This window comes from Neorickettsia findlayensis, assembly GCF_009856525.1.
GTDB classification, from domain to species: Bacteria; Pseudomonadota; Alphaproteobacteria; order Rickettsiales; family Anaplasmataceae; genus Neorickettsia; species Neorickettsia findlayensis.
The window spans coordinates 724,362-739,830 of the sequence record NZ_CP047224.1; the positions used below are offsets into that span (position 1 = coordinate 724,362).

The 15,469-nt window shown below is 41.6% G+C and carries 14 protein-coding genes and 2 tRNA genes; 6 read left to right on the forward strand and 10 right to left on the reverse strand.

Annotated elements, in window-relative coordinates; translation table 11 throughout:
- Positions 1-114 precede the first annotated feature (114 nt).
- The 5 genes from GP480_RS03295 to GP480_RS03315 form a co-directional block, all read right to left on the reverse strand.
- Positions 115-279: a hypothetical protein gene (locus GP480_RS03295; RefSeq protein ID WP_160095821.1), complete on the reverse strand. Its 165-nt coding sequence runs from the start codon at positions 277-279 to the stop codon at positions 115-117.
- A 440-nt stretch (positions 280-719) separates the two neighbouring features.
- Positions 720-2,024 carry an AmpG family muropeptide MFS transporter gene (locus tag GP480_RS03300; RefSeq protein ID WP_237111329.1) on the reverse strand — a complete coding sequence of 435 codons (1,305 nt, stop codon included), beginning with the start codon at positions 2,022-2,024 and terminating at the stop codon, positions 720-722.
- A 106-nt stretch (positions 2,025-2,130) separates the two neighbouring features.
- A complete protein-coding gene (locus GP480_RS03305) occupies positions 2,131-4,089 on the reverse strand; it encodes an ATP-binding protein (RefSeq protein ID WP_160095823.1) in 1,959 nt (652 codons plus the stop codon).
- The gene (locus tag GP480_RS03310; protein WP_237111330.1) at positions 4,061-4,972 is read right to left on the reverse strand and encodes a ribose-phosphate diphosphokinase; all 912 of its coding nucleotides are present in this window, start codon (positions 4,970-4,972) and stop codon (positions 4,061-4,063) included. The genes GP480_RS03305 and GP480_RS03310 overlap by 29 nt, the downstream gene beginning before the upstream one ends.
- 166 nt (positions 4,973-5,138) lie before the next feature.
- Positions 5,139-5,681, reverse strand: coding sequence for a NifU family protein (locus GP480_RS03315; RefSeq protein ID WP_160095825.1), 543 nt, complete (start codon positions 5,679-5,681; stop codon positions 5,139-5,141).
- An 80-nt stretch (positions 5,682-5,761) separates the two neighbouring features.
- On the opposite strand from GP480_RS03315, the gene GP480_RS03965 reads away from it, so the two are divergent.
- The 3 genes from GP480_RS03965 to GP480_RS03330 all read left to right on the forward strand — a co-directional run bounded on the left by GP480_RS03965 (position 5,762) and on the right by GP480_RS03330 (position 7,716).
- Positions 5,762-6,154, forward strand: coding sequence for a J domain-containing protein (locus tag GP480_RS03965; protein ID WP_160095827.1), 393 nt, complete (start codon positions 5,762-5,764; stop codon positions 6,152-6,154).
- Between the two features lie 208 nt (positions 6,155-6,362).
- Positions 6,363-6,845, forward strand: a complete 483-nt coding sequence (gene nuoI, locus GP480_RS03325) for an NADH-quinone oxidoreductase subunit NuoI (protein WP_160095829.1) — start codon at positions 6,363-6,365, stop codon at positions 6,843-6,845.
- Positions 6,829-7,716, forward strand: coding sequence for a bifunctional 5,10-methylenetetrahydrofolate dehydrogenase/5,10-methenyltetrahydrofolate cyclohydrolase (locus GP480_RS03330; RefSeq protein ID WP_160095831.1), 888 nt, complete (start codon positions 6,829-6,831; stop codon positions 7,714-7,716). The genes nuoI and GP480_RS03330 overlap by 17 nt, the downstream gene beginning before the upstream one ends.
- 54 nt (positions 7,717-7,770) lie before the next feature.
- Here the strand turns inward: GP480_RS03330 and GP480_RS03335 are convergent.
- Positions 7,771-7,857, reverse strand: a tRNA-Ser gene (locus GP480_RS03335).
- A gap of 153 nt (positions 7,858-8,010) precedes the next feature.
- On the opposite strand from GP480_RS03335, the gene GP480_RS03340 reads away from it, so the two are divergent.
- The gene (locus GP480_RS03340) at positions 8,011-9,741 is read left to right on the forward strand and encodes a hypothetical protein (protein ID WP_160095833.1); all 1,731 of its coding nucleotides are present in this window, start codon (positions 8,011-8,013) and stop codon (positions 9,739-9,741) included.
- Between the two features lie 123 nt (positions 9,742-9,864).
- Here GP480_RS03340 and GP480_RS03345 read toward each other — a convergent pair whose 3' ends face one another.
- Positions 9,865-11,037, reverse strand: a complete 1,173-nt coding sequence (locus GP480_RS03345; protein ID WP_237111332.1) for a metallophosphoesterase family protein — start codon at positions 11,035-11,037, stop codon at positions 9,865-9,867.
- 463 nt (positions 11,038-11,500) lie between these two features.
- Between GP480_RS03345 and GP480_RS03350 the strand changes: the two genes are divergently transcribed.
- Together GP480_RS03350 and hemA are read left to right on the forward strand one after the other, a co-directional pair.
- Positions 11,501-11,573: transfer RNA gene (locus tag GP480_RS03350), tRNA-Gly, on the forward strand.
- A 15-nt stretch (positions 11,574-11,588) separates the two neighbouring features.
- Positions 11,589-12,809 (forward strand): 5-aminolevulinate synthase, encoded by a 1,221-nt coding sequence (hemA, locus tag GP480_RS03355; protein ID WP_160095835.1) that lies wholly within the window; start codon positions 11,589-11,591, stop codon positions 12,807-12,809.
- 29 nt (positions 12,810-12,838) lie between these two features.
- Here the strand turns inward: hemA and rpsU are convergent, their stop codons facing one another.
- From rpsU to GP480_RS03370, 3 genes are all read right to left on the reverse strand, one after another.
- Positions 12,839-13,033, reverse strand: a complete 195-nt coding sequence (rpsU, locus tag GP480_RS03360) for a 30S ribosomal protein S21 (RefSeq protein ID WP_160095837.1) — start codon at positions 13,031-13,033, stop codon at positions 12,839-12,841.
- 76 nt (positions 13,034-13,109) lie between these two features.
- Positions 13,110-13,517, reverse strand: coding sequence for a cytochrome c maturation protein CcmE (locus GP480_RS03365; RefSeq protein WP_160095839.1), 408 nt, complete (start codon positions 13,515-13,517; stop codon positions 13,110-13,112).
- A 1-nt stretch (position 13,518) separates the two neighbouring features.
- Positions 13,519-15,147: a ribonuclease J gene (locus GP480_RS03370; protein WP_160095841.1), complete on the reverse strand. Its 1,629-nt coding sequence runs from the start codon at positions 15,145-15,147 to the stop codon at positions 13,519-13,521.
- Positions 15,148-15,469: the final 322 nt, after the last annotated feature.

Below are 15,469 nucleotides of genomic sequence, written 5' to 3' on the forward strand. Positions count from 1 at the left end.
ATCCACGACTTCCATAGAAAAAACGGTTCCTATCCTCCTACCGAGGTGACAGAAGATTCTCAACAGTACCAGAAAGGGCACCAAAGCCGAGAATTTGATATGTCTCCAATAAACCTATTCCTCTAGGTGTAACAAAGACTTCATATAGTTTATTGCAGATGCCATGAAACCAGTTTGAGCTAAATTATCTGCTTGTGTTGTTTTGCTAGAGTCAGTAGAAATAGCTGGAAACTGAACAAAGCCAGATAAGTCCAATGATAAATTCAACTCAAATTCCATAGGTTCCTGCAGATACTCATAACAAGAAGAACAGCAATCTAGCGATTCGTTGATCATAACGTATACTCTCGCCCATATAATTAATTTTTTAAGTATTTACATAAAATAAAGAATTTTTCAATACTGATAATTTTTAAAATTTAAAATTTTTATAAAATGCATCGATATTGCTTGTGATAGATCACACCAACACTTTGCAAAATCATTTTCACCACGTTGTAAGTCATAAGAAGTAGAGAACTTTCTTAAGCTCAAAATTATACTACCATTCCTCTACACACATCACAGACAACTCTCCAAGCAAAAACGCCCTCCTGGGAGACAAAAAGAGCATTTATCAGCTACAAGGTTCTAGCTAAATATTTAATAAATTCAAAAGGTAAGCTAATGACGCAAATTAATCACAGCAGCATCACAGAGTAAAAGCAAATGACACATGCTCATCCCGAAGACTTTTCGATTTTGGCGTATTTCTCTAGAAACAAGACCAAAAACAATGCTGGAAGACCTGAGACAACACTTGTAACAAACAAAACCGTCCACCCAAAATAGTCAGCAATTAGCCCTGCAACAACAGGTAAAACCGAGCGATCTACTATAAAGAGGGAACTGAAAATTGCATATACACTCCCAGAAAAGCGAGCTTTGCTTGCAAGTCCCGAGATATATCCAATAATAGCCGTGGTAGCAATACTCCCACAAATATTTTCCGTTGCTATGGTCATGTACAGCAATGGAAGATTGTACCCTACCTTTGACTGCACAACGAACATCACATTTGAAAGCATCTGCACTACGGCTCCAAAAACAAGCCCCTTGATAATCCCATACCTATAGACAATTTTTGAACCAATAACACCCCCACCAATAAGAAAAAGCAAACCAAATGTTTTTGCAACAACTGCAATTTCAGTCAGTGAAAAGCCGATGTCTAAAAGAAATGGAGAAATCATCGTCGCTATGAGTGAATCACAAGAACGATATATAACAACCAAAATGATGATATAAACACTCTTCTTTATTTGTAGAATCTCTCTAAGTGGTTGGATGATTGTTTCAGGAAGGAAAGATCGTGAATTGGTACTCATTTCCTTTTGTGAAGCTTTCAGTTTTGGTTCACCCATGCACAAAACCGTTACACTAGCACTCAAGCTTAAAAAGGCTGAGAAGATATAGAGTATCCTCCAATTAATAAAATCCTCACACAATCCGTATGAGTTACAAAGATAGTCAACTAAAAAAAGGGTTAGAGCACCACTGATTAAATGTGCGACCCTCCATCCAAGTAAAACGTTAGAAGAACCTATTAATTGCTCCTTTGTTCTCAAAATAGAAATTCGATAGTTATCAATCACAACTTCCTGAAGGGAAGAAAAAAATGCGACGACCAAAGCAAAAAAGCCCATAAGATATATATTTTTTAAGGGATTCATGAAGCTCAGTCCGACAATTGAGAAAAAAACACACTGCTGCAATAGCAGTATCCACCCTCTTTTTTGCCCGAAGCACCGACCAAGTATTGGGACAGTATAGAGATCAAAAAATGGTGCAAATAGGAACTTTACTATGTATGGTATACCCACGAGGGCAAACAACCCAATACTTGAACAGTTTACACCAGCCTTTGCTAGCCACACACTTAGAGTGGGCGCGACTAGGACAGTTGGGACACCACAGGAAAACCCAAGAAAAAAGGTAGCGATGACTTTGATGTAGAAACTTAGTAACAACTTCCTTCTTTTCACTCTGTACAGGAATCACACACTCAGAAACAAATCATAGAAAGGCTTCTTGCAAGCACCTATCCGCAGACCGACTACCCTTGGAGCCAAATAAAGTCTAGGTCTCTATCTATACTTTTAGAAACCTCAATAATAAATCACCCTCGCTCACATTTTGCTCTTGCACAACGCAGACTTCTTTCACAGTACCAGCCCGTTCAGCAGTGATAGTATTCTGCATTTTCATTGCTTCGAGTAAAAATAACGGATCACCCGGTCTAACTGTGTCACCAACACCAACATAAATGCTTACTATGACTCCTGTCATTGTAGAAACCATTTTGTCTGCCTTTTGTATACCTGAGGTATTCTTCTGCACAGATAACCACTTCGTATACACTTCCTTGGGAAGAGCAAGACACAACTGTGAACAACCATCATACTCAACTCGTTTGCTTAACTTATCAGTATTGAAAAACCTCGCGGCGAATGCCTCACCATTGATTTTTGCAAGAAATAAGCCCTCCTTTGTTTCTCTCAGAATCTCGACTCTATATTCCTCTTTAGCAAGGACAAAGCTAAATTTACCACTTGCAATGGAAACATCAACTTCATATTCCTGACTCCCAAGTCTTACAATGAAAGTACGACTTTCCTCAAATGAACCACTCCATATATCCATCATGGTATACAAAGTCACTGCAATAAAACGTAGGGTCGCACATTTGTCCAGGGACTCATACCAACCCACCCCTTGATACTGCTTTTCTACAAAATGAGTGTTTATATTTCCATTAATAAAGTCGGTATTACGAAATAAAGATTCCAAAAACACTAAGTTATTCTTTACACCCACTATGCACGTCATCTGGAGCGCCTCACACATCCCTTTTAACGCATCAGAACGCGTTTTACCCTTAACGATAATCTTTGCCATCATCGGATCATAAAACATACCAACCTCGGAACCTGTACTTACACTACTTTCAACCCTGACATTCGTGGGAAAATCAGCACGACGTACAAAACCACTCGTTGGCATAAAGTTATTCATGGGATCCTCACCATATATGCGTGCTTCAAATGACCAACCGTTGAACTTCGTAACGCTTTTCTTCTTTGAGAGATCATTACCCTCAGCGATGCGGATCATCTCTTCGACTATATCAATACCAGTAATCATTTCGGTTACTGTGTGCTCAACTTGGATGCGGGTATTCATCTCCATAAAGTAGAAATTTCGCTCCTGGTCCAGTATATATTCCACCGTCCCAACAGAAGTGTACCCAACTGCACGAGCTAATCTAATAGACTGTTCATACATCTTTTCTCTGAGTCCCCGATCAAGTACAAGGCTTGGAGCCTCCTCAACAACCTTTTGATGCCGTCTCTGTACCGAACATTCTCGTTCACCCAAACAAATAACGTGGCCATTTTTGTCAGCAATTAGCTGTACTTCTATGTGTCTAGGATTTTTGATATATTTCTCGATGAAGATTCGTTCATCTGCAAAAAAATTCAGCGCTTCATGGCAAGCAAGCTGCATAGCTCCGCGCAATTCATCTTCCCTATTGACCAACCGCATTCCTTTACCTCCTCCTCCTGCGGCAGCCTTTATCAGAACTGGGAAACCTATTTCTTTAGCAATAGAGACAGCCTGTCCATAATCAGAAATTTCCCCGAGATACCCGGGCACAAGATTAATTGAGGCTTTCTGAGCAATCTTTTTTGCCATCACCTTATCACTCATCATAGAGATGCACTCTGAGCTGGGACCAATAAAAGTAAAACCAGCTTGCTCAACAGATCGGGCAAAGCTAGAGTTCTCAGATAAAAAACCATATCCAGGATGCACAGCATCTGCACCACTTTTTCTGACCGCTGTGAGTATGGATTCCACATTGTTATAGCTCTCACTAACGGTAACACCGCCTATATGAACTGCCTCATCTGTATGCTGAATATAGCCCGAATTAACATCAAGATCGGAATAAATAGCGACACTCTTTTTACCCAATTTTTTCAAGGTGCGTGCTATTCTTGATACGATCTCGCCGCGGTTAGCAATTAGGACTTTTTGTATTGACATCTAAGTACACTGAACGAATTTTTCTCGCGAGCAAGTCTGCAGCACTAATAACCTCTATTTTTCCTTGAGTCTCACCCCAAGGTATGCTATCAGTGACAACAATCCTATCTACCTGTGAGCCCATAATTTTCTGCCTCGCACTGCCAGAAAATACACCATGAGTAATAAATGCAACAACAGATCTTGCACCGAGTTCCTTAAGTTTAGCAGCCGAATTGCAGAGGGTTCCACCACCACAAACAATATCATCAACTATGATGCAGTCTTTACCATAAATTTCTCCGACCACCTCAGTAACCTCGGATAAACAGGCTCTAGGTCTGCGTTTATTCATGATAACAAGACTCGTGCCAAGCTCTTCAGATAGAGGCTTCAACTTTTTTACAGCACCAACATCAGGTGCGACAAGCGCCATATTGTGATCCACATGCATACTTTCTTTGAGCAGCGACCACGGAAGAACATTATACACCGGGATCTCGAAAAAGCCCTCAAACTGAGGAAAGTGTACATCAAGCACCAAAAGCGACGAAATCCTTTCTCCAACAATGCGAGCGACTACTTTTGCTGCAACAGCCGAGCCAGGCGTAACAATCCTATCAGCGCGAGCGTAACCAAAATATGGAGAAACCAAAGTAATATCGCGCACCCCTAACCTGTTCAGAGCATCCACGATGAACAAAAACTCCATTATGTCGCCATCACTACAGAGACTCTGCAGGACAAGGACCCCGGTTCCAGGAACAACATCTTCATGATGTATAAGAACATTGCTCTCACCATCAGGAAATCTACTTACTTGTGCACGAACCATGGCCAAGTCAAGGAGTAAAGCTATTTCCTGGCCAAGTTTTCCAGCTTTGCTACCCATGAGCACTTTCATGTTATTAGCGCAACAGCCACATTAAATTGACTAGGAAAGGATATAGGATATGGAAGAACAAATCCACCACAAAAAACCACGTTTTAAAGAAATGGTAGTACAAAAAGAATGCCACACTGACGCACAAGCTTGAAAGAATACTCATCTAACAAGAAGAACCCCTTCATCAAACCTGCTGAACCTCTCTAACTTCAGGAACATAATACTGAAGCAGGTTCTCTATACCATCCTTGAGAGTCACAGAAGCACTGGGACAGCCAGCACATGCTCCCTGAAGTTTCAGATATACAACCCCGTCTTTATAACCTTTAAACACAACATTACCACCGTCTTCGACAACAGAAGGTCGGACCTTGGTATCTATAATTTCCCGTATTTTCTTAGAAACCTCATCTACACATTCTACTTCCTCGTCTTCTGTTACAGGTCGAACAAGATCAGAGCCAGCAGTAAAATACTCAACTATCACGCTAAAGATCTGCGGCTTCAATATATCCCACTCTGCATCTGCAGTTTTACTCACAGATACAAAATCCACCCCAAGCATCACACCAGAAACACCTTGTATTTGCCAGAGCATCTCAGGAAGTTTATGACCAAAAGCGTCACCAGCTGTAGAAAAATCGGCAATTCCACTATCAAGTATTTTCACACCAGGAAAAAATTTTAGTACATTTGGGTTCGGGGTGTGCTCGGTTTGTATGAACATACTTCAAGTGTATTGAACAATCACTTATTAACTACGGCGAGATTATAATATACAATGCTTCGTAGTTTCAACGCTCGTAAATGTTCTCGATAATCTTGCTGATTTTGTTACTGGTGATTCTCTTGCCGATATTATTTCTACTAGTAGTTGCGTTTATCTACAGGAAGAAATTTCAACTTTCTGAAAATTTCTCGCAGATATACGATACTGTTTACGAAATGATGAAAAGCGGAAACTTTAGCTTCGAGAATCTGCAGCAGTTTCAGCAAGGAGTATCATCTTCCAATTCAGCGGAAAAGATGTCTAAGGCGCAGGCCAGAGAAATTCTTGGTGTACCTGTGAATGCTAGCAAGGCAGAAATCAATAAGGCATATCACGCTCTGGTACAAAAAGTACATCCTGATAAGGGTGGTTCACATTATTTCGCACAACAACTCAATAAAGCCCGAGATACACTTATAAAAATAAAATAGGATTGAAGATTACTTAACGGTGACATGTGATTACTGAGATTTCAGGTGTCTCTTGCACCTTTCTATGCTTTCAGTCAATTGAAGGCCAGACCACCTTCCACATAGAACACCACCCGAAAACCACTTCATGTACGGCGTTATGTTTTTAGAACACGCATTTTACTTAACAAAGCACATATGTTAGCATTGCGTCGTTCTTGGTCGGTGTATGTTTAAGTTCGTAAGACAGATGCAGCTGACCCGCTTCTTTGTCGGTTTCAAGACCGTCCTGCGGTACTTTTTCGCACCAAAGGTTACGATAAAATATCCGCAAGAAAAGGGACCTATCAGTCTGCGTTTCAGGGGTGAACACGCGCTCAGGCGCTATAAAAACGGGGAAGAGCGTTGTATAGCTTGCAAATTATGTGAAGTGATCTGTCCTGCACAGGCAATCACAATTGAGGCAGCTCCCAGAGGCTCTGACGGAAGTAGGCGGACCACAAGATACGATATAGACATGACCAAATGCATTTATTGTGGATTTTGCCAAGAGGCTTGTCCCGTGGATGCAATCGTCGAGGGTCCAAATTTTGAGTTTGCAGAAGAAAACCGTGAAGATTTGCTCTACAACAAGAAGAAATTACTCGACAATGGTAGTAAATGGGAAAGTGCATTAATTAGAATGCTCAATAGAAATGACACAACTCATTGATGGTTTCGGAATTGCCTCGGGTATCTGTGAATCTATTGCAACTTCTGTAGCGCACCTCAAGAAAAATAATGGCCTAGTACCCAGTCTGAGAGTCATCATTGTTGGTGAAAATCCGGCAAGTCATGTGTATGTTCGAAGTAAACAGAAAAAAGCAGAGTTGCTTGGTATAAACGCAAGGACTATAGCACTACCAAAGGATACGAGTGAGGCAGAACTAATACGATTGGTGGAATCTTTAAACGGCGACATTAGTGTTAATGCCATACTCGTTCAACTACCACTGCCTTCACACATCAATTCGAGCAGAATTTTTGAATCGATTGATTCAAAAAAAGATGTTGATTGTTTCCATCCTGAAAATGTTGGCAGACTAACTCTCAGTAAAGATGCATTATTAAAACCGTGTACACCAGCAGGCTCTCTATATCTAATAAAATCAGTTCTAGGGAACGATTTATCTGGTATGGATGCTGTTGTTATAGGGCGTTCAAATATTGTTGGTAAGCCCATGGCAATGCTTCTTTTGCATGAGAATTGTACTGTTACGCTTACACACTCTAAAACCAGAGATATACAGGAAAAAACCATGCAAGCAGATATCGTTGTTTCAGCTGTTGGTATACCACACTTTGTAAAAAGAGACTTCATCAAGCCTGGTGCAACTGTTATAGATGTCGGAATAAACAAAGTGGATGGTAGATTAGTTGGCGATGTCGATTTTGAAAACGTTTTTCAAAAAACAAAGTTCATTACACCTGTACCAAGAGGTGTTGGACCAATGACAATCGCTTTTCTCATGCTAAACACAGTAATTGCCACCTGTATACAAAACAAACTGGATCATCAAGACGTGATTAGGGTTGTCGTCTAGATACCCCAGTACGAGAAGGTCAACTCAAGCCTAAGAATTAAAACGGCAAGGAACCGGATGGGGTGGGATTCGAACCCACGGTATGCTTCCACATACGGCAGTTTTCAAGACTGCTGCCTTAAACCGCTCGGCCACCCATCCACCGAGGAAGTTAACATAAAGCAGATTATCTTGCAATCTATGCGGATAAAAGAACCATCACAGTCCTGTGCGGAAGTATAGGAATTATCGATATTGATTAAAATCTTTACTATATTATAAAATAGTGAGTGTAATTTTAATCAAAATCTAAAAATGCAAAATCCTACGGGGTCAGATCTAGAAAATCCTGGTAGTCCTAGAAGTCCTGCTTCGGGAGTACCTAGCACCCCCATACCTTCCCCTGCTGCATTTGTTGTCGTTGAAAGTGAAGGTACAGCATCTTCCATCTCTGATGCCCTGAACTCTCCGGTAGGCTTTAATCTTTTTCTAGAAGAACCTAGTGCTTCGCCATCTTCACCTTCCACGTCTACTTATACTGGAAGTGAGGAAAGCGACGAAGAGAGTACCTCATCACAAGAAGGAGAACAAACACCTGGGTCTGGAGGAGTATCTCCACTTTCACCAGCACCTTTTCCACAACATCAATATTCTCCTCTGCTTACCCTTGACGCATCACAAACAGCAGAATCAGGTTCATCTACTGACACTGCAACTTCTCCCTTATCAGAATATATCTTATCTCCCACGTCTACTTATACTGGAAGTGAGGAAAGCGACGAAGAGAGTACCTCATCACAAGAAGGAGAACAAACACCTAGGTCTGGAGGACCATCTCCACTTTCACCAGCACCTTCTCCACAAAATCCATATTCTCCTCCGCTTGGATCTCCTCCTCTACTTACTATCGAGGCGTCACAAATAGCAGAATCAAGCCAATCTACTGATACTCCAACTTCTCCCTTAGCAGAAGATGTTTCACCTTCCACCCCTGTTTCCGCTGAAAGTGGTGAAAACTCTGGAGAAAAACCCAACTCCCCTGGCCCAAGTAGGCCCTGGGGACCTTTTACACCAGAAAAACCTGCTACTCTATCGCTACCTTTACCTTCCGCATCGACTTCTGCTAAAGACCTTGGGGGCTCTAGAGGTGATGATGAATGTTCACATGAGTCCGAATCTTCATCTTGCGCCAACCCTGAGGGAAAAGCATCTAGCAATTCTGAGTATGAAGATCTAGATCTTAGTGAGGTTTTTGATTACTGTAAAACCCTCCTGACTTGCGAGGAAGATGGCGATGTGAATAAAGCGCGGGACTGGCTAGATAATACGTACAAGCTTGTAGCTTCATCAGAAGAATTCCAAGAAGCCTGCGAGGAGATAGATATAGTTCTTCCGGGGAATGAAACCCCCCCACAGCGCGCTCAACCACATCGTGTAGCGGCAGAAGGTGTACCTGTACCAATACGGGCCATGAGTGGAAAGGACGATTTTCCGGAAAGTAAACACAGAAAACCGGATACAACCCCTCAAGACGACGAGCAGCCGAGTACATCAGGTGTTGGCTCTACTGCTGGTGGATCACGAAGGGGCCGCCGATTAAGGCAGTCTAGTGGAGCTTCATCTTCTCCTTTATCAGAAGTTCAGCCTCATGAGGATTATCAAACAAATCCGTCTACCGAAACAGACATAATCCGCAAACAGAGCAACTCAGAACAAACCAGCACTCCAACACCCTCAGATCCTCCGCGCACTCAACCACGTCGTCGCGCGGCACAAAAAGTACTTGAGATAGTGCGTCTTCTTGCTCAAGAAAATCTCGTCTCCACGGGAAGGAAACGCAGAAAACTGGATACAACCCCTCAAGACGACGAGCAGCCGAGTACATCAGGCTTTGGCCCTGCCACTTCTACATCGCAAGGAACATGGCCGGGCAAATCCGATAGCACTTACACCGTAGATTCTTCAGAGGAATCTGAGCCCAGCCCTAGCAGCCTATTATCCGACCCCCGAACTCAAGGTAGCTCAGGGGCAAGAGGAATGCACTGATACAGATGACAAAATAGGTAACGGAAAGATCCAAACAAATGCGCCCATGCTTTTCGAAATCACGTTTCACTTACTCGCCACTAAACGAAGTAGGGCAGGAAATGTGGTTTTGGAAATATGGAGCTAGTCATTCGCTTCCAAATACGTGGACATCATTTCGTTATTGAAGCGATCGTAGCTGGTAATCTTCGCACTACCATTTAGGAGATCAATAATTCCAAATCCATACTCCAACTGCGAATCACTGGCCGTACTGGTCTGCCAATGCGAAAGACGCGTTCCACCGTTACCCGAGATAAACTGTACGTGTCCATCTAACCTAAGAAACTGTGCAACATGGACGTGCCCAGACATTATTAATTCTATTTCTTTCTTTAGATCTTTAAATATTGTTGTATTTCCTACATATAGGTCCTCTTTATTTTTAAATACGAGCGGTCTATGTGTCACAATCCAAGTCCTTTTGCCATTATTAACATTATTGACATGTGCAACATCTTCGTAAAGTTTCCTTTCAATCGATGAATCCGTTACTACGATATCACGGCCATTAACCGAAAATGTATATGGGTCTTCATGAGCCAAACACTCCTTTGCAATACTGAGGAAATAGGCCCAGCCTTCACCACCCCTGTTACAGTTTTCATGGTTTCCTCTTGCCAAAAGCAATGGGATGTTAGAGTTCAGTAATGCGGTAGCTGGAAGAAAAAAATCTTCCTTCCATGTAGTCCAAGTGCTTGCTTGACTTCCCCTTCTGTAAACGTAATCTCCAACATGGATAACCATTTCTGGAGAATGTTCCAGCATAGCGTCTATTGTTTCTTTGAAAAACCACTCTTTCTTACAATCTTGTGGAGAGAAAAAATGATTGTTACGGCAGCCCGTATCGCCAATTACGGCTATTTTCCTCACTTCATCCTTCTTGAATCGCGGCAGAATCTCCCTATTGTCAAGAATAAATGACTGTGGAAGAGCCTCAAGATCCAATTTATAAACACAACTCAATGGAAAAGAGCCATCTGCAGCATGATGCTGATCCATTAAGTGCTCAACACCATCGACCACAACATTTGGGCAAATATCTACCTCTTCAACTACAAAACGGAACCACAATTGATTACCACCCATAAGTTGGAACCAGTGAAAACTCTCACCAGATGCGCTTCCAAATAATAGAAGGAAAAGATAACTAAAACTTATTGTCCATTTCATCCCTAAGTTTCGAAATAGGGAGCCCCAAAATGAAAGAATATTCTTTGCGAAATCCATTACTCTTTTCCACAGAAACAGTTTCACACACGTGAGAACTTGACATCACCAAGATAATAAACCCGCTGCACACAAAAAAGCAAAGGCGCGCTCACATAGAATTGCCAAGTATAGCTGCAGAAAGTATGAATATAAGTAGTAAAGTTTTGTATAATCTCAATCACGAGAAAACAATACTCTTTTAGAACTGCATCGTTATGTAAGCAGGGTTTTTCTTCAATTGACCGAAGAGAGATCAATGGTAATACATCTACCAACTCATTAGGAAAACTATTCTCGCCATATCAATTGGTAAATGTAAGAGAAACGTATTGAAGTTGATAGACAATCTTCAAATCATATTGAATTACTTTTGATACAATCAACATTTCGCTGCGTGTTTTGTTCAGCAGAAAATATTTAACATACAGGCATGTTTATTACGCCAAATGGATTGTTGCACTCTCACAGAAGTGCTACAATCCCGATGTATTGCTTTGCTCAATTCTAAGCGGAAGTAGTTCAGTTGGTAGAACGCAACCTTGCCAAGGTTGAGGCCGAGGGTTCGAGTCCCTTTTTCCGCTCCCTTTTCTTTGCGCATGTCTAACTATAGTGGTGTCTTTGCCCAAGCTCTCGATACGATCAAAAACGAGAAACGTTACCGTGAATTTGTTAACCTCGCACGAATCTCTGGTGAGTTCCCTTGTGCTATAAACGAGGAAACAAACGAAAGAATAGTCATATGGTGTAGCAATGACTACCTAGGAATGGGGCAAAACTTTACAGTTTGTGACTCTATGAAAGAGACCATTGACAGAATGGGTGCCGGAGCTGGTGGTACTAGAAATATATCCGGAAATAACAAGGAAGTAGTTCTCCTCGAAAAAACAATTGCGAAGTTACATCAGAAAGAGGCTGCTTTGTCCTTCGTTTGTGGTTACGTTGCCAATCTTGCTTCAATATCCACAATTATCTCACTTATGAAAGACTGTATTGCGTTCTCCGATCAGTATAACCACTCGTCGATAATAGAAGGTATTAGAAGCAGTCGTTGCGAGAAGAGAATCTTCCGCCATAATGATATTGATCATTTAGAAGAATTGCTTTCACAGGTTCCCAAAGAAGCTTACAAGATAATAATCTTCGAGTCGGTGTACTCAATGGACGGGGATGTCGCACCAATAAAAGAGATTTGCGATCTTGCAGAGAAGTATAACGCTTTGACCTACATTGATGAAGTACACGCCGTAGGAATGTACGGTGAACACGGTGGTGGAATCACAGAAGAAATGGGCCTGATAAATCGAGTAGATATAATCCAGGGAACACTTGCAAAAGCATACGGTGTCGTGGGAGGGTATATAGCAGCTAAAGCTGATATAATAGACGTCGTCAGAAGTCACGCATCTGGATTTATTTTTACTACAGCGCTTCCACCTGTGATCGCAAACGCTGGTAGGGCAAGCATCACACACCTGTACAACAGTGACGAAGAAAGAAAAAAGCAAAAGGAGAATGTTGCAAAACTTAAGGCAATGTTCAAAGCAAATAACATCCCATATAAAGATGCCCCAACACACATAATACCAGTCATAGTCGGGCATCCAGAAGAATGCAAATATGCATCTAAAACTTTACTGGAAGAATTTAAGATCTTCATCCAACACATAAATTACCCAACGGTTCCCCGCGGCACAGAACGTCTGAGAATCACACCAACACCGCAGCATACGGACACAATGATGGAAGAACTTGTATTCGCACTAAAAGAAGTGCTTGGAAGAATACAACAGAGAAAAGGCGCGAAGAGGGCAACGTAGGCCGTACACCTGGGCGAGACACCAACTAATCAGTACGGTACCACGCGGAGCTTCTGTTTTCTTATCTTGCGTCTAGTTTCCACAACTCTCCTGTGCCTCTTTTCAGAAGGTTTTTCGAAAATACGCTTCTTTCCTGGCGTTATCCCTTCCCTGGATAAATGTTGCTTTAATCTACGAAGTGCCTGTTCAACATCTCCATGATGAACCATAAAAACTTGTCCCAAACTATGCCTCCTATTCAAGATGACACCCGAAATTCTACCATATCAGAACTAAAAAACACCATCCCATCAAAGTTATTCACTTTCCTCGGAGAGGTTTAATAAAGTCTTCCGGAGGATAGTACCGCTCATCATGCTTGACTAAGACTTTTTTAGCAAAAAGTAACCCATCCTCAAATCTAGCAATAACTACAACATTCATTCCATCCTGTACAAGTGCAGGTAGGATACCCTCATAAAGTACTTCTATTTCGGCTGTATCGTCAGAGAGCAAGAATCTCACACCACCCTTTGATTTTTTTATACCCCCGACCACTCCCCCTACTTTTATTTCCCTGTTTGAACCAACAGTGCGTTCAATATCACTGGGCAAATAGAAGAAGGAGATACTCTCACCAAGATTAAATAACAGCAACGAAACAGCTCCAGAAAAAAGCAGAAGGCCTAATGATAAAAACCAAAACTTTTTCCACCGGAGAAGTAGCATATTACACCCTTTCTATTTGCACTTCTATCAATGGAATTTTTATCCTGCTAGTTAGTGAGCCACGCACAATTTTTCTTACTGCCTTTGTGATTGTCCTGAAATCACTATTTTTATCTGTTTTCAAGCTCCTATCGATGGAAGCTAATGCATTTTCTTTCCACCCTCCTTCCTCGCTATAACCAAACGCAACAATGGTAGGCCTCTTTAGTGATTTTCCCTTTTTGTTCATCACGAGAATTACCAAAATCATTCCGCTTAATTGCAATCTCTTCCTTGTTTTGATAACGTGACTGTCCGGATGTTGTAACCTGTCATTATCCACGCACCAGAAGCCAACTTCTGTCTGATCGATCTTTCGTGCACCCGATGCTGAAGATATCTCAATTATGTCACCATCCGCTGCAATTAAAGTGTTTTCCACACCGCATTCCAGCGCAAATTTTGCATGCTCATGAAGATGTAGATTTTCTCCGTGCACAGGAATAAGAATCTTTGGCTTAAGCAACTGATATAGCTGTTTCAACTCGTCTCTATACGGATGTCCCGACACATGTACGGAATGTGTTCTTTCTGTGACAACATTCACACCCATAGCAATAAACCTATTAATCATCTTTGCTATCCTCTTTTCGTTTCCTGGAATCATTTTTGAGGAAAAGATGATGGTGTCATCAGCGTTGATGGTGAAACTTTTATGCGTACCTTGTGAAAGCCTATTAACCGCGGCTAATTCATCTCCCTGACATCCTGTTGCAAGAATAATCAACGACTTTCTGCTCCCGTTATACTGAGCTAATCCTATTTCATCGATGTAATTGAGATCTCCCAAATAACCACTCTCCTTTGCAGCAGAAATGACAGAAAGAAGAGACCGTCCTAAAACAACAACTGTCTTTCCGTATTCATTTGCTATCCTTGTCACAGTCTCTATTCTTGCAATGTTCGAGGAAAAAAGCGTCACAACACACGCTCCACTCGCATTGGAAATCACTTCCTTCAGTGGCTCCCTCAATGAGGATTCAGACTCAGACTTCCCTTGAGAAAACACATTAGTTGAATCACACACCATTGCCAGAACTCCCTTCTCAGAAAGTTCTTCGAGTCTTTTAAAATCACACGTCTTTCCAACAACGGGATCATCGTCTATCTTCCAATCTCCACTATGAATCACTACTTCATCGGCAGTATGAATCGCTATCGCGCTCATTTCGGGTACCGAGTGGGTCATGTTAATAAATTCGAGCGTAAACTCGCCCAAATGCAATAACTTCCCTGGTTCAACAACGTGGATCGGAAATTGCACCTTATCACGACCAATTTTTTTTAGTAGGAAATTAGCAGTGAACTGAGTGGTATATATAGGAACAGCTAATCTATCCCATAAATATGGAAGTGCACCACAGTGATCTTCGTGAATATGGGTGATAATTATAGCTAAAAGGTCATCCCTGCGCTCTTCAATAAAACTGATATCTGCAACAACGATGTCTATCCCAGGCAATTCTGCGTCCGCAAAACCAGCCCCACAATCAACCATGATCCACCGTCCCTTGTATCCATACAAGGTGACATTCATTCCTATTTCACCAGTACCCCCGAGAGGTAAAAAAATTAAATTATTATCCGTCATTTATCACTAACAATATCTACTTTCTAACTACATTTGTGTCTTAAGCGAGTATTCGCAGAACAACCGCACCACGAAGTTTCCTTATAAACCTTTCAGTAAACGCGATTTTTAACACTTTCTAAATCCACAGGCGCGGAAAACCAGGTAAAAACTCTCGGGCCCACCATGCAGATGGACTTCTTTGCTACAGCAATCCCAGGATACCTGCATTATAACAAAATCTCTGGAAATTGCACACAATGAAAACTGCGGAAAAAAGGGAGAAGTACAGATTCAGTGCTATTTGAACAATCATAAAACAATCAGCTAGTCTACAGTGAAC